This is a genomic window from Streptomyces sp. NPDC050703, assembly GCF_040654435.1.
Classification (GTDB): Bacteria; Actinomycetota; Actinomycetes; order Streptomycetales; family Streptomycetaceae; genus Streptomyces.
On the sequence record NZ_JBFAHX010000014.1, the window covers coordinates 145,283 to 159,788 of the forward strand.

General features: G+C 71.1%; 12 protein-coding genes. 9 read left to right on the forward strand and 3 right to left on the reverse strand.

Annotated features, from left to right (window positions below):
- Position 1: 1 nt before the first annotated feature.
- The 4 genes from secF to AB0I16_RS16135 all read left to right on the forward strand — a co-directional run bounded on the left by secF (position 2) and on the right by AB0I16_RS16135 (position 4,744).
- A complete protein-coding gene (gene secF / locus AB0I16_RS16120) occupies positions 2-1,126 on the forward strand; it encodes a protein translocase subunit SecF (RefSeq protein WP_363249998.1) in 1,125 nt (374 codons plus the stop codon).
- A complete protein-coding gene (locus AB0I16_RS16125; RefSeq protein ID WP_363249999.1) occupies positions 1,123-1,671 on the forward strand; it encodes an adenine phosphoribosyltransferase in 549 nt (182 codons plus the stop codon). The genes secF and AB0I16_RS16125 overlap by 4 nt, the downstream gene beginning before the upstream one ends.
- Positions 1,672-2,038: 367 nt before the next feature.
- Positions 2,039-4,441: a GTP pyrophosphokinase gene (gene relA, locus AB0I16_RS16130; protein WP_363250028.1), complete on the forward strand. Its 2,403-nt coding sequence runs from the start codon at positions 2,039-2,041 to the stop codon at positions 4,439-4,441.
- Between the two features lie 117 nt (positions 4,442-4,558).
- Complete coding sequence (locus tag AB0I16_RS16135; protein ID WP_363250000.1) at positions 4,559-4,744, forward strand: hypothetical protein; 186 nt, start codon at positions 4,559-4,561, stop codon at positions 4,742-4,744.
- Between the two features lie 69 nt (positions 4,745-4,813).
- On the opposite strand, the gene AB0I16_RS16140 is transcribed toward AB0I16_RS16135, so the two are convergent.
- On the reverse strand, positions 4,814-6,046 hold the full coding sequence (locus AB0I16_RS16140; RefSeq protein ID WP_363250002.1) for a DUF349 domain-containing protein: 1,233 nt from the start codon (positions 6,044-6,046) through the stop codon (positions 4,814-4,816).
- 135 nt (positions 6,047-6,181) lie between these two features.
- A complete protein-coding gene (locus AB0I16_RS16145; protein ID WP_363250004.1) occupies positions 6,182-7,009 on the reverse strand; it encodes a peptidylprolyl isomerase in 828 nt (275 codons plus the stop codon).
- Positions 7,010-7,161: 152 nt separating this feature from the next.
- Between AB0I16_RS16145 and AB0I16_RS16150 the strand changes: the two genes are divergently transcribed.
- The 5 genes from AB0I16_RS16150 (at position 7,162) to rpsD (ending at position 12,286) form a co-directional block, all read left to right on the forward strand.
- Positions 7,162-7,875 carry an MBL fold metallo-hydrolase gene (locus tag AB0I16_RS16150; RefSeq protein ID WP_363250005.1) on the forward strand — a complete coding sequence of 238 codons (714 nt, stop codon included), beginning with the start codon at positions 7,162-7,164 and terminating at the stop codon, positions 7,873-7,875.
- A gap of 13 nt (positions 7,876-7,888) precedes the next feature.
- Entirely contained in the window at positions 7,889-9,151 is a 1,263-nt protein-coding gene (gene hisS, locus AB0I16_RS16155; protein ID WP_363250006.1) for a histidine--tRNA ligase, read from the forward strand.
- Between the two features lie 142 nt (positions 9,152-9,293).
- On the forward strand, positions 9,294-9,923 hold the full coding sequence (locus tag AB0I16_RS16160; protein WP_363250029.1) for a vitamin K epoxide reductase family protein: 630 nt from the start codon (positions 9,294-9,296) through the stop codon (positions 9,921-9,923).
- Positions 9,924-9,976: 53 nt separating this feature from the next.
- Positions 9,977-11,338, forward strand: a complete 1,362-nt coding sequence (locus AB0I16_RS16165) for a replication-associated recombination protein A (protein ID WP_363250007.1) — start codon at positions 9,977-9,979, stop codon at positions 11,336-11,338.
- A 333-nt stretch (positions 11,339-11,671) separates the two neighbouring features.
- Positions 11,672-12,286, forward strand: coding sequence for a 30S ribosomal protein S4 (gene rpsD / locus AB0I16_RS16170; RefSeq protein WP_055563995.1), 615 nt, complete (start codon positions 11,672-11,674; stop codon positions 12,284-12,286).
- On the opposite strand, the gene AB0I16_RS16175 is transcribed toward rpsD, so the two are convergent.
- Positions 12,274-14,412 (reverse strand): regulator, encoded by a 2,139-nt coding sequence (locus AB0I16_RS16175; RefSeq protein WP_363250008.1) that lies wholly within the window; start codon positions 14,410-14,412, stop codon positions 12,274-12,276. The two genes, rpsD and AB0I16_RS16175, sit on opposite strands and share 13 nt — an antisense overlap.
- Positions 14,413-14,506 lie beyond the last annotated feature (94 nt).

Sequence of the window (14,506 nt, forward strand, 5' to 3'; positions counted from 1 at the left end):
GGTGTCGAAGCTCGGTAATCTCGGCGCCAGGCTCTACCGCGGCGAGGTCGGCTACGACTTCGTCGGCAAGCGCAAGATCTGGTACGGCGTCTCGATCCTGATCACCATCACGGCCATCGTCGGCCTCGCGGTGCGCGGCCTGAACATGGGCATCGAGTTCGAGGGCGGCGCCGTCTTCAACACCCCGAAGACGAGCGCCTCGGTCTCGAAGGCCGAGGAGTCCGCGGAGAAGGCCTCCGGCCACGACGCGATCGTCCAGAAGCTCGGCGACGACACGATGCGCATCCAGATCGCCGGCGTGGACATCGAGAAGTCCGACCAGATCAAGAAGGCGCTCGCCGAGGACCTCGACGTCAAGGCCGGCGACATCAACGCCGACCTGGTCGGCCCCAGCTGGGGCGAGCAGATCGCCAACAAGGCCTGGCAGGGCCTGGCGATCTTCATGGTCCTCGTGGTGATCTACCTGGCCATCGCCTTCGAGTGGCGCATGGCGTTGGCGGCCCTCATCGCGCTCATCCACGACATCACCATCACCGTGGGTGTGTACGCGCTGGTCGGCTTCGAGGTGACACCCGGCACCGTGATCGGTCTGCTGACCATCCTCGGCTACTCGCTGTACGACACGGTGGTGGTCTTCGACAGCTTGAAGGAGCAGTCGAAGGACATCACCAAGCAGACCCGCTTCACCTACGGCGAGATCTCCAACCGCAGCATCAACGGCACCCTGGTGCGCTCCATCAACACCACGGTCGTCGCACTGCTCCCGGTCGCGGGTCTGCTCTTCATCGGTGGCGGCGCCCTGGGCGCGGGCATGCTCAACGACATCTCGCTCTCGCTGTTCGTCGGCCTCGCGGCCGGTGCGTACTCCTCGATCTTCATCGCCACGCCGCTCGTCGCCGACTTCAAGGAGCGCGAGCCGCAGATGAAGGCCCTCAAGAAGCGGGTGCTCGCCAAGCGCGCGGCGGCCGCGGCCAAGGGCGAGTCCGCGGAGGCACCGGAGTACGAGGGCGACGAGCCGGACGACGGCGCGTACGAGGACGACGCGGCCCCCGCGGTCGTCGGCCCCCGCAACCAGTCCGCGTCGCGCAGCCGCGGCAAGGGCCGTCCGTCGGGGAAGCGCCGATGACCGAGCGGACGGACGTCACGCGGCTGCTCCTCAGCCGCATCCGTGACGTCGCGGACTACCCGGTGCCGGGCGTGATGTTCAAGGACATCACCCCGCTCCTCGCCGACCCGGCGGCGTTCGCGGCGCTCACGGAGACGCTCGCCGACCTCAGCGTGCGGCACGGCGCCACGAAGATCGTCGGCCTGGAGGCCCGCGGCTTCATCCTCGGCGCCCCCGTCGCGCTCCGCGCCGGGCTCGGCTTCATCCCCGTACGCAAGGCGGGCAAGCTCCCCGGAGCGACGCTGCGGCAGAGCTATGACCTGGAGTACGGCAGCGCCGAGATCGAGGTGCACGCCGAGGACCTGGCGGCGGGCGACCGCGTCATGGTCATCGACGACGTCCTCGCCACCGGTGGCACCGCGGCGGCGTCGCTGGACCTGATCCGCCGCTCGGGCGCCGAGGTGGCCGGTGTCGCGGTCCTCATGGAGCTCGGCTTCCTCGACGGCCGCCAGAAACTGGCGCAGGCCTTGGACGGGGCCCCGCTGGAGGCGCTGATCACCGTCTGACGGACGGTCCGCAGGACGGCACGACGGGCGTTCCGGTAGCCACCGGGGCGCCCGTCGTCGTCCCGGCCCGACACCGCAGGGACGGCCTCCGGGGAATCGGGCCCCCGCCTCTCGCGTTTCTCCAGTAGGGGGCTGTCCCACCCGCCCAGGGCGAGCCGAAGGCCCAGGATCGATACCATGGACCCTCGGGGCCTGTCCGGGGGACCCCGATCGCGCACAGGGAGCGCTCTTGCCAGACGAGTCCCAGCCACTCACCGCCGCCAAGGCCGCCCAGAAGGCCCAGCAGGCCTCGGCGGACTCCGTCGCGCCCGCGAAGAAGGCTGCGGGCGGGCAGGGCGGTACGTCCGCGCAGCGCGCCCAGGGGGAGGTGTCCCGGGGCGACAAACCGGCCGAGCAGCCGCGTCCGAAGCCGCCGGCGGACCACCATCCGACGGCCCCCGCGATCCGCCCGGCCACGGGGCAGCCCTCGCGCTCCGGCTCCTCCAACCGGGTACGGGCCCGCCTCGCCCGCCTCGGCGTGCAGCGGTCGAACCCGTACAACCCGGTCCTGGAGCCGCTGCTGCGGATAGTGCGCAGCAACGACCCGAAGATCGAGACGTCGACGCTGCGGCAGATCGAGCGGGCCTACCAGGTCGCCGAGCGCTGGCACCGCGGGCAGAAGCGCAAGAGCGGCGACCCGTACATCACGCATCCGCTCGCCGTGACGACCATCCTCGCCGAGCTCGGCATGGACCCCGCCACCCTGATGGCCGGACTCCTGCACGACACCGTCGAGGACACCGAGTACGGCCTCGACACCCTCAAGCGCGACTTCGGCGACCAGGTCGCGCTGCTCGTCGACGGCGTCACCAAGCTGGACAAGGTCAAGTTCGGCGAGGCCGCGCAGGCCGAGACCGTGCGCAAGATGGTCGTCGCCATGGCCAAGGACCCCCGGGTCCTGGTCATCAAGCTCGCCGACCGCCTGCACAACATGCGCACCATGCGGTACCTCAAGCGCGAGAAGCAGGAGAAGAAGGCCCGCGAGACGCTGGAGATCTACGCTCCGCTGGCGCACCGCCTGGGCATGAACACCATCAAGTGGGAGCTGGAGGACCTCGCCTTCGCGATCCTCTACCCCAAGATGTACGACGAGATCGTACGGCTGGTCGCCGAGCGCGCCCCCAAGCGCGACGAGTACCTCGCCATAGTGACCGACGAGGTCCAGGCCGACCTGCGCGCCGCCCGCATCAAGGCGACCGTCACGGGCCGCCCGAAGCACTACTACAGCGTCTACCAGAAGATGATCGTCCGCGGCCGGGACTTCGCGGAGATCTACGACCTGGTGGGCATCCGTGTCCTCGTCGACACGGTCCGCGACTGCTACGCGGCCCTCGGCACCGTGCACGCGCGATGGAACCCGGTCCCCGGCCGGTTCAAGGACTACATCGCGATGCCGAAGTTCAACATGTACCAGTCGCTGCACACGACGGTCATCGGACCCAACGGCAAGCCCGTCGAGCTCCAGATCCGCACGTTCGACATGCACCGCCGCGCCGAGTACGGCATCGCCGCGCACTGGAAGTACAAGCAGGAGGCCGTCGCCGGCGCCTCGAAGGTGCGTACGGACGTACCGAAGAAGGCGGGCGGCAAGGACGACCACCTCAACGACATGGCGTGGCTGCGCCAGCTCCTCGACTGGCAGAAGGAGACCGAGGACCCCAGCGAGTTCCTGGAGTCGCTGCGCTTCGACCTCTCGCGCAACGAGGTCTTCGTCTTCACGCCGAAGGGCGACGTCATAGCGCTCCCGGCGGGCGCGACCCCCGTCGACTTCTCGTACGCGGTGCACACCGAGGTCGGCCACCGCACCATAGGGGCGCGGGTCAACGGCCGTCTCGTACCGCTGGAGTCGACCCTGGACAACGGCGACCTGGTGGAGGTCTTCACCTCCAAGGCGGCCGGCGCGGGCCCCTCCCGCGACTGGCTCGGCTTCGTGAAGTCGCCGCGGGCACGCAACAAGATCCGGGCGTGGTTCTCCAAGGAGCGCCGCGACGAGGCCATCGAGCAGGGCAAGGACGCCATCGCGCGCGCCATGCGCAAGCAGAACCTGCCGATCCAGCGCATCCTGACCGGCGACTCCCTGGTCACACTCGCCCACGAGATGCGCTACCCCGACATCTCGTCGCTGTACGCGGCCATCGGCGAGGGCCACGTCACCGCGCAGTCCGTCGTGCAGAAGCTCGTCCAGGCGCTCGGCGGCGAGGAGGCGGCCAACGAGGACATCGCCGAGAGCGCGCCGCCCGCCCGCGGCCGCGGCAAGCGCCGCTCCAACGCCGACCCGGGCGTCGTGGTCAAGGGCGTCGACGACGTGTGGGTCAAGCTGGCCCGCTGCTGCACGCCCGTGCCCGGCGACCCGATCATCGGCTTCGTCACCCGCGGCAGCGGCGTCTCGGTGCACCGCAGCGACTGCGTGAACGTCGACTCGCTGTCCCGGGAGCCCGAGCGCATCCTGGAGGTCGAGTGGGCGCCCACCCAGTCCTCGGTCTTCCTGGTCGCCATCCAGGTCGAGGCACTCGACCGCTCGCGCCTGCTCTCGGACGTGACGCGCATCCTGTCGGACCAGCACGTGAACATCCTGTCGGCGGCGGTGCAGACCTCGCGCGACCGCGTCGCCACGTCCCGCTTCACCTTCGAGATGGGCGACCCCAAGCACCTGGGTCACGTGCTCAAGGCGGTCAGGGGCGTCGAGGGCGTGTACGACGTCTACCGGGTCACGTCGACGCGACGGCCCTGACGGCTGCCGGGCCAGGTCCACGAGGCCCTCGGCACGTCGGCACGCACGGGCGTCAGCCCTCTTTCGTGATGGAGCTCCTGGAGGGCCTGAACCTCCAGGAGCTGATCGGCCGGAGGTTTGGGGGTCGTCCTCCGGATCTTCGGCATCGCGCACCTGCCGGTCGACGACGGCCCCGCCCTGACCTCGACCGGCGTCCCCGTCGGCACCCCGCGGTCCACGAGCCCCGAGGCGCCGACAGCGGCGCGGCCCGGACCGCCGGCGGGCGTCTACGGCGTCGGCGTCTGCCTGTACGCCATGTGCTGACCGGAGAGAACCCCCGCGCCCGTGGCGGGCGCGGGGGTTTCGTTACCCGGGGGGAGAGAGCGAGCGGTGTCAGCCGCCGAACTCGTGCAGGCCCTTCAGCGCCTGGTCGAGCAGCGCCTGGCGGCCGTCGAGCTCCCGCTGGAGCTTGTCGGCCTTCGCGGTGTTGCCCGCGGCGCGCGCGTTCTCGATCTGGCCGTGCAGCTTGTCCACGGCCGCCTGCAGCTGACCCGTGAGGCCCTCGGCACGTGCGCGTGCCTCCGGGTTCGTGCGGCGCCACTCGGCTTCCTCGGACTCCTGGAGGGCCCGCTCCACGGCGTGCATGCGGCCCTCGACCTTCGGGCGCGCGTCACGCGGGACATGGCCGACGGCCTCCCAGCGCTCGTTGATCGAGCGGAAGGCGGCACGCGCCGACTTCAGGTCCTTCACCGGGAGCAGCTTCTCGGCCTCCTCGGCCAGCTCCTCCTTCAGCTTCAGGTTCTCCGTCTGCTCGGCGTCGCGCTCGGCGAACACCTCGCTGCGCGCCGCGAAGAAGACGTCCTGGGCGCCGCGGAAGCGGTTCCACAGGTCGTCCTCGTGCTCGCGCTGCGCGCGGCCCGCCGCCTTCCAGTCCGCCATCAGCTCGCGGTACCGCGCGGCCGTCGGACCCCAGTCCTTCGAGCCGGACAGCGCCTCGGCCTCGGCGACCAGCTTCTCCTTGGCCTTGCGGGCCTCCTCGCGCTGCGCGTCCAGCGAGGCGAAGTGCGCCTTGCGGCGCTTGGAGAACGCCGAGCGGGCGTGCGAGAAGCGGTGCCACAGCTCGTCGTCGGACTTGCGGTCGAGCCGGGGCAGGCCCTTCCACGTGTCCACCAGGGCCCGCAGCCGCTCGCCCGCGGCCCGCCACTGCTCGCTCTGGGCCAGCTCCTCGGCCTCGACGACCAGGGCCTCCTTGGCGTGCCTGGCCTCGTCGGACTGCTTGGCCTTCTGGGCCTTGCGCTCCTCGCGGCGGGCCTCGACGGTCTCGACGAGCTTGTCCAGCCGCTTGCCGAGGGCGTCCAGATCGCCGACCGCGTGCGCCTCGTCGACCTGCTGGCGCAGGTGATCGACGGCGGTCATGGCGTCCTTGGCCGACAGGTCGGTCGTCTTCACCCGGCGCTCGAGAAGTCCGATCTCGACGACCAGACCGTCGTACTTGCGCTCGAAGTAGGCGAGGGCCTCATCAGGAGATCCTGCCTGCCACGAACCGACCACTCGCTCGCCGCCGTCGGCCGTACGCACGTACACGGTCCCCGTCTCGTCGACGCGGCCCCACGGGCTGCTGCTCACAGCGCCTCCTCCACATGATGCCTGCGCAGGGCCTCGGGGCCCCCGGCATCGTCCACAGTTTCGTCACCGCCAACATAGGCGACCGGCGGGGCGGCTGTCCGCATCCCGCACGACCGAAGTTTGCCCGTGCGGTGCTCAGGACTTGGTGACGGTCGCCTTGTCGATGACGACGGTCGCGTTCGGGCTGCCGTCGCCCTGGCCGCTGCTCTCCCCGGCGTCGGCGATCTTCTCCAGCACCTTCATCCCGGAATCGGAAATGGTCCCGAACGGTGTGTAGTCGGGTGGCAGCTGACTGTCCCGGTAGACGAGGAAGAACTGGCTCCCGCCGGTGTCGCGGCCCTTCTTCGTCCGGGCGTTGTACTGGTTCGCCATGGCGACCGTGCCCGCCGGATACACGTTCCCCTTGAGGCGCTTGTCCTTGAGGTTCTCGTCCGGGATGGAGTAGCCGGGGCCGCCCTCGCCGGTGCCCTTGGGGTCGCCGCACTGCAGGACGTAGATGCCGCCCGTGGTCAGCCGGTGGCACTTGGTGTGGTCGAGGTAGCCCTTGTCGACGAGGAACTTGAACGAGTTCACCGTGTGCGGGGCCTTCGCCGCCGACAGGTCGAGACCGATGTCCCCGCACGTCGTCCTCAGGTCCATCGTGTAGTCGGCCGACTTGTCGATGGTGAGCGCCGGCTCCTTCTTGAAGCTGAGCGGCTTCACCTTGCCGGGAGCGGCCTTCCCGCACGGGTCCTTCGGGGTGCTGCTGGGCTCCGCGGCCGCCTCGTCGTCCTTCGCCGCGCCGTCACCGTCGAAGGCGCCCGCCGCATACGACACCGCGCCCCCCGCCACCACCACCGCGAGCGCCCCCGCGATCACCGCGTTGCGCATGCGCGCCCTGCGCCGGGCGGCCTCGCGCCGCTGCTGTTGACGCAGGAACTTCTCACGGGCGAGCTGCCGCCGCCGCTGATCGTTGCTGACCACCGGGTTCTCTCCCCTTTCCGGGTGACCGCCTGAGTTGCCCGTACCGTATATGGGTTACCTGTGGAATCGGCAGCGCCGGTAGGCTCTGATCTGCCGTGATCCTCCGCCGGGGGCCGCGGCCCATCCCGCCGGACGACGAACGAAGGACGATCGTGCTCATTGCCGGGTTCCCCGCCGGGGCCTGGGGCACCAACTGCTACCTGGTCGCCCCCGCCGCAGGCGAGGAGTGCGTGATCATCGACCCGGGCCACCAGGCCGCCCAGGGAGTCGAGGACGCACTGAAGAAGCATCGGCTCAAGCCCGTCGCGGTCATCCTCACCCACGGGCACATCGACCACGTGGCCTCGGTCGTCCCGGTCTGCGGGGCGCACGACGTGCCCGCGTGGATCCACCCCTCCGACCGGTACATGATGAGCGACCCCGAGAAGGCCCTCGGCCGCTCCATCGGGATGCCGCTCATGGGCGAACTGACGGTGGGGGAGCCCGACGACGTGCGGGAGCTGTCCGACGGCGCGGGGCTGAAGCTGGCGGGGCTCGACTTCTCCGTCGCGCACGCGCCGGGCCATACGAAGGGGTCGGTGACCTTCCGGATGCCCGAGACGGCCGAGATCCCCTCGGTCTTCTTCTCGGGCGACCTGCTCTTCGCCGGCTCCATCGGACGCACCGACCTGCCCGGCGGCAGCCACACCGAGATCCTTGAGTCGCTGGCACGCGTGTGCCTGCCGCTCGACGACTCGACCGTGGTGCTGTCGGGCCACGGCCCCCAGACATCCATCGGCCAGGAGCGCGCCACCAACCCGTATCTGCGGCAGGTGGCCTCCGGCCTGGGCGCGGACCCGACGTCCGCCCCGCGACGAGGAATGTGACGAGAGAACTCCCGTGAGCACCTTCAAGGCCCCCAAGGGCACCTACGACCTGCTCCCCCCGGACTCCGCGAAGTTCCTCGCGGTCCGCGAGGCGATCGCCGCGCCGCTGCGCAACTCCGGCTACGGCTACGTCGAGACGCCCGGATTCGAGAACGTCGAACTGTTCGCGCGCGGTGTCGGCGAGTCCACCGACATCGTCACCAAGGAGATGTACGCCTTCACGACCAAGGGCGGCGACGAGCTGGCCCTGCGCCCCGAAGGCACCGCCTCCGTGCTGCGCGCCGCCCTGGAGGGCAACCTCCACAAGGCGGGCAACCTCCCGGTCAAGCTCTGGTACTCCGGCTCGTACTACCGCTACGAGCGCCCCCAGAAGGGCCGCTACCGCCACTTCTCGCAGGTCGGCGCCGAGGCGATCGGTGCCGAGGACCCGGCGCTCGACGCCGAGCTGATCATCCTGGCCGACCAGGCGTACCGCGCCCTCGGCCTGCGGAACTTCCGCATCCTGCTGAACTCCCTCGGCGACAAGGAGTGCCGCCCCGTCTACCGGGCCGCGCTGCAGGACTTCCTGCGCGGCCTCGACCTGGACGAGGAGACACGTCGACGTATCGACATCAACCCGCTGCGGGTCCTGGACGACAAGCGCGCCGACGTGCAGAAGCAGCTCGTGGGCGCGCCCTCGCTCCGCGACTACCTCTGCGACGCGTGCAAGACGTACCACGAGCAGGTACGTGAGCTGATCACCGCGGCGGGTGTCGCCTTCGAGGACGACGAGAAGCTGGTCCGCGGCCTGGACTACTACACGCGCACCACCTTCGAGTTCGTCCACGACGGCCTCGGCTCGCAGTCCGCGGTCGGCGGCGGCGGCCGCTACGACGGCCTCTCCGAGATGATCGGCGGCCCCTCGTTGCCCTCGGTCGGCTGGGCGCTCGGCGTGGACCGCACGGTCCTCGCCCTGGAGGCGGAGGGCGTCGAGCTCGAACTCCCCGCGGCCACCAGCGTCTTCGCGGTCCCGCTCGGCGACGAGGCCCGCCGGGTCCTCTTCGCCAAGGTGACGGAGCTGCGCAAGGCGGGTGTCGCGGCCGACTTCAGCTACGGCGGCAAGGGCCTCAAGGGTGCCATGAAGAACGCCAACCGCTCCGGCGCGCGCTTCACCGTCGTCGCGGGCGAGCGCGACCTCGCCGAGGGCGTGGTCCAGCTCAAGGACATGGAGTCCGGCGAGCAGACCGCCGTCGCGGCGGACGAGATCGTGGCGGTCCTCACGGACAAGCTGGCCTGACGCGCCGACGCGGCACTTCTCCACGCGGGGTCCGGAAACGGACCCCGCGATGCCGTTCCGGGGACGGACACACAGGCACGTACGGCACAATGTCCCTGCCCGCGGCCACCACAAGCGACGGAACGGCGTGATGAGCGAAACGATGTCAGTGAAGGACGACGCCACGGACCGTGCGGAGCGGGTGGCCGCTCCCGGGGGTGTCGGGGGCAGCCGTGCGCTCGCCCTGCTCCTGGTGATCACGGGCGCCGCCGGTGTGCTCGCCTCCTGGATCATCACCATCGACAAGTTCGAGCTCCTCAAGGACCCGAACTTCCAGCCGGGGTGCAGCATCAACCCGGTGGTCGCCTGCGGCAGCATCATGAAGAGCGAGCAGGCGGAGGTCTTCGGCTTCCCCAACCCGATGCTGGGCCTGGTGACCTACGGCATCGTCGTCTGCGTCGGCATGAGCCTGCTGGCGGGGGCCCGCTTCCCGCGCTGGTACTGGCTGACGTTCAACGCGGGCACGCTCTTCGGTGTCGGATTCTGCACCTGGCTGATGATCCAGTCGCTGTACCACATCAACGCGCTCTGCCTGTGGTGCTGCCTCGCCTGGGTGGCCACGCTCCTGATGTTCTGGTACGTCACGTCGTTCAACATCCGCCACGGCTTCCTGCCCGCGCCCCGCTGGGCCAAGGGCTTCCTGGAGGACTTCACCTGGGCTCTGCCGGTGATGCACATCGGCGTCATCGCCATGCTGATCCTCACCCGCTGGGGCGCCGACCTCTGGGCCTGAGCGCGCGGAAGCTCCCGGCGGGACTGTCAGTGGCGTGACATAGGGTTCTGGATGTGGAGCCCGACCTGTTCACCGCCGCAGCCGAAGACCGCCAGGAGAAGGACCCGTCCAGCAGCCCCCTGGCCGTCCGGATGCGCCCGCGCACCCTCGACGAGGTGGTGGGCCAGCAGCACCTGCTGAAGCCCGGCTCACCCTTGCGCCGCCTGGTCGGCGAGGGCGGCGGCGGCCCCGCGGGACCGTCCTCGGTGTTCCTGTGGGGCCCGCCGGGCATCGGCAAGACGACCCTCGCGTACGTGGTCTCCAAGGCGACGAACAAGCGCTTCGTGGAGCTCTCCGCGATCACCGCGGGCGTGAAGGAAGTGCGCGCGGTCATCGACGGCGCCCGCAGGGCGATGGGCGGCCACGGCAAGGAGACCGTCCTCTTCCTCGACGAGATCCACCGGTTCAGCAAGGCCCAGCAGGACTCCCTGCTCCCGGCCGTCGAGAACCGCTGGGTGACGCTCATCGCGGCGACCACGGAGAACCCGTACTTCTCGATCATCTCCCCGCTCCTGTCCCGCTCCCTGCTGCTCACGCTCGAACCGCTCACCGACGACGACCTGCGCGGCCTGCTGCGCCGCGCGGTCACCGACGAGCGGGGCCTCGGCGGCGCGGTCGCGCTGCCCGAGGAGGCCGAGGAGCATCTGCTGCGCATCGCCGGCGGCGACGCCCGGCGCGCGCTCACCGCCCTGGAGGCCGGCGCGGGATCGGCCCTGGCCAAGGGCGAGCGGGAGATCACCCTCCAGACGCTGGAGGAGTCCGTCGACCGGGCCGCCGTGAAGTACGACAGGGACGGCGACCAGCACTACGACGTCGCCAGCGCCCTCATCAAGTCCATCCGCGGCTCCGACGTGGACGCGGCCCTGCACTATCTGGCCCGCATGATCGAGGCGGGCGAGGACCCCCGCTTCATCGCCCGGCGGCTGATGATCTCCGCGAGCGAGGACATCGGCCTCGCCGACCCCACGGCCCTGCCCACCGCCGTCGCCGCCGCGCAGGCCGTCGCCATGATCGGCTTCCCGGAGGCGGCGCTCACCCTCAGCCACGCCACGATCGCCCTCGCCCTGGCCCCGAAGTCGAACGCCGCGACGATCGCCATCCAGCAGGCCCAGGCCGACGTCCGCGGCGGCCTCGCCGGACCCGTCCCGCCCCACCTGCGCGACGGTCACTACAAGGGCGCGGCCAAGCTCGGCCACGCCCAGGGGTACGTGTACCCGCACGACGTCCCCGGCGGAATCGCCGCCCAGCAGTACGCCCCGGACACCATCGAGGGCAAGCGGTACTACCGGCCGACGAGGTACGGCGCGGAGGCGCGCTATGCCGACGTGGTCGAGCGCGTCCGCGCCCGGCTGAAGGGCGAACAGCCCGAGGGATGAGGCACCGCGCCGCACCCGGTACACTTGTCGCCAGTGCTGCGTCCCGTGCCGGTCCCGTACCGGCGCCACCAGAACGGGACATCCAGCCGGACCCCGCCGCCGCGAGGCAGGGGGACCAGGAGCGTCGCGCACCGTCGAAGGTGTCGCGGGCAGCCCACCACCATCTCGTACTCCGGGAATCGGTCGGTGGGCCACTCGCGTGCTGCACATAGTGCCCAGACCAGGGAGCGGCTGCCTCGTGGGCCCATGGCCCATGAGGTTTCCCAGGCTGCGGATGCGACCTCCCCTAACCACTGGTGAAGCCGAATCCACAAGGAACAGAGAGGTTGGTTCATGCCGAACCAGTCCCGCCCCAAGGTCAAGAAGTCGCGTGCCCTCGGCATCGCGCTGACCCCGAAGGCCGTCAAGTACTTCGAGGCCCGCCCCTACCCGCCGGGCGAGCACGGCCGTGGGCGCAAGCAGAACTCGGACTACAAGGTCCGTCTGCTCGAGAAGCAGCGGCTGCGCGCGCAGTACGACCTCTCGGAGCGTCAGCTCGTCCGTGCCTACGAGCGTGCGTCCAAGACGCAGCTCAAGACCGGTGAGGCCCTGGTCATCGAGCTGGAGCGTCGTCTCGACGCCCTGGTTCTGCGTTCGGGCATCGCCCGCACGATCTACCAGGCCCGCCAGATGGTCGTGCACGGCCACATCGAGGTCAACGGCGGCAAGGTCGACAAGCCGTCGTACCGCGTCCGTCCCGACGACGTCGTGATGGTCCGCGAGCGCAGCCGCGAGAAGCCGCTGTTCCAGGTCGCGCGCGAGGGCGGCTTCGCCCCCGACGGCGAGACCCCGCGCTACCTCCAGGTGAACCTGAAGGCCCTGGCCTTCCGCCTGGACCGCGACCCGAACCGCAAGGAGATCCCCGTGATCTGCGACGAGCAGCTCGTCGTCGAGTACTACGCCCGCTGACCCGGACGTAGCTCACCCTGCTTCAGCCCGTCGCCTCCCCGCCCTTCCCGGCGGGGCGGGCGGCGGGTTCTCGCATGTCCGCGCCCCGCACCCAGCGCCCGCGCCACCGCCGCTTCGGGGTCGAGCGCCGCGCCCGCGCGCACGCACTCCTCGTACCGCTCGTCGCCGAGCGCCCCGCGGACCTGCTCCTCGCACACCATGTGCGGCCCGCCGAAGTTCCCCGAGCCGAACAGCGGAAGCCCCACCGAGGGCCAGACGCGGGACGCGGCGCCCTGCAGCACCGCCGCCTCCGCCGCGTCGCCCGCCGCCGCCGTGAACAGCGCGAGCAGCTCGACGGCGAGGGCCGTGCCGAGCAGGTCGTTGAACCGGTGGTTCAGATCCAGGGACCGGGTGACCAGCTCCCGCGCCGCCTCCGTCTCGCCCCGCGTCCAGGCCGCGTACCCGAGGACGTACAGGGCGTACGCGAGGGTCCAGCGCTCGCCGTGGTCCTCGCAGACCCGCCGCACGTCCTCGCACAGCTCCACCGCGCCCGCCAGATCGCCGCGGAACGCCAGGGCCATGGCCAGCTCGACCTGGCACATCAGGACGTTGCTGTTCAGCTCACCGGCCTCCCGGTAGCGGTCGAGGGCCGAGCGCAGCAGCGTCTCGGCGCGTGCGACGTCGTCGGTGACCAGGGCGAGGCAGCCGATGCGGTGCTCCGCGTACGCCGCGGCGACCGCGCTGCCCGACAGCCGCGCGCCCGCACGGCACTCGTGCAGCGCGGCCAGGGCGGCGATCGTGTCGCCCTGCAGCACCGCCACGTAGCCGAGCACCCAGAGCGCCTTGAGCCGCGAGTCCGCGCGGCCGGCGTCCGGTTCGAGTTCGAGCGAGCGGTCCAGCCAGTGCCTGCCCTCCGCGAGCCGCCCGCAGCCGACCCAGTAGAACCACAGCGTGCCCGCGAGGTACTGCCCCAGGTGCGCCTCGTCGCGCTCGGTCAGGCAGAACTCCAGGGCGGCGCGCAGCTGGGGCAGCTCCATCTCGACCAGCTCGGCGACCGCGGCCTGGCGCGGCGAGAACCAGTCGAGCTCGCACCAGGTGGCGAGCCCCAGATACCAGTCGCGGTGCCTGCGCCGCAGCCGCGTGGTCTCGCCCGCCGCCTCCAGCCAGTCCAGGCCGTACGCCCTGACCGTGTCGAGCATCCGGTAGCGGACGCCCGCGGCGCTCTCCTCGCGGGTCACGACGGACTGCGCGAGCAACTCGTCGAGGACGCCGAGGACGTCCTCGGAGGGCAGCCCGTCCCCGGCGCAGATGTACTCGGCCGCCTCCAGGTCGAACTGCCCGGCGAACACCGAGAGCCGCGACCACAGCAGCCGCTCCTGGGGCGTGCACAGCTCATGGCTCCAGCCGATGGCCGTGCGCAGCGCCTGGTGGCGCGGCGGTACGTCACGGCGGGCGCCGGTCAGCAGGCCGAACCGGTCGCCGATCCTGGCGAGGAGCTGGGCGGGGGAGAGCGCCCGCAGCCTGCCCGCCGCCAGCTCCACGGCGAGCGGGATGCCGTCCAGACGCCGGCAGAGCTCCACGACGTCCCCGCGGTTGCCGTCGTCCAGGGCGAAGCGGGGCAGGCCGGCCGCCGCCCGGTCGACGAAGAGCTCGACGGCCTCCGCCTCGGGCATCGGCGCCAGCGTGAGGAGCCGTTCGCCCTCGGTCGCCAGGGGCCTGCGCCCCACCGCGAGGACGCGCAGCCCGGGGGAGTGCACCAGCAGGTCCCGCACCAGCGGGGCGCACGCCCCGACGAGGTGCTCGAACCCGTCGAGCACGAGCAGCAGCTCCCGCTCGGCGAGGTGCTCCCGCAGCACCTCGCGCGACGGCCTGCCCGTGTGGTCGGTGAGCTGCAGCGCCTCGGCGACGGCGTACTCCACGAGGTCCGCGTCCCGCAGCGCCGCCAGCTCCACCAGCCAGGCACCGTCGCGCGGCGGGCTCCCGGCCGCGGCGCGCAGGGCGAGCCGTGATTTGCCGACCCCGCCGACGCCGGTCACGGTGACGAGCCGCGCGGTCTCCAACGCCGCGGTCAGCTCGGCCAGTTCACGGGCGCGTCCGACGAAGGCGTTGAGTTCCAGCGGCAGGTTGCCGGGTCGAGTAGAAGGCATGAGGTACGGAGGGTACTCATCCGCATGCGGTCCGTACAATTGCGGCGCACGAGTCCCGTCACCCGGGCGGCCACGCGGTAGGGAGCGGCGGTCC

Coding starts and splice junctions, on each gene's coding strand:
- AB0I16_RS16125 (WP_363249999.1), top strand. CDS start 1,123: ATGACCGAGCGGACGGACGTCACGCGGCTGCTCCTCAGCCGCATCCGT.
- AB0I16_RS16160 (WP_363250029.1), top strand. CDS start 9,294: ATGTCAGTGAAGGACGACGCCACGGACCGTGCGGAGCGGGTGGCCGCT.
- rpsD (WP_055563995.1), top strand. CDS start 11,672: ATGCCGAACCAGTCCCGCCCCAAGGTCAAGAAGTCGCGTGCCCTCGGC.
- AB0I16_RS16175 (WP_363250008.1), bottom strand. CDS start 14,412: ATGCCTTCTACTCGACCCGGCAACCTGCCGCTGGAACTCAACGCCTTC.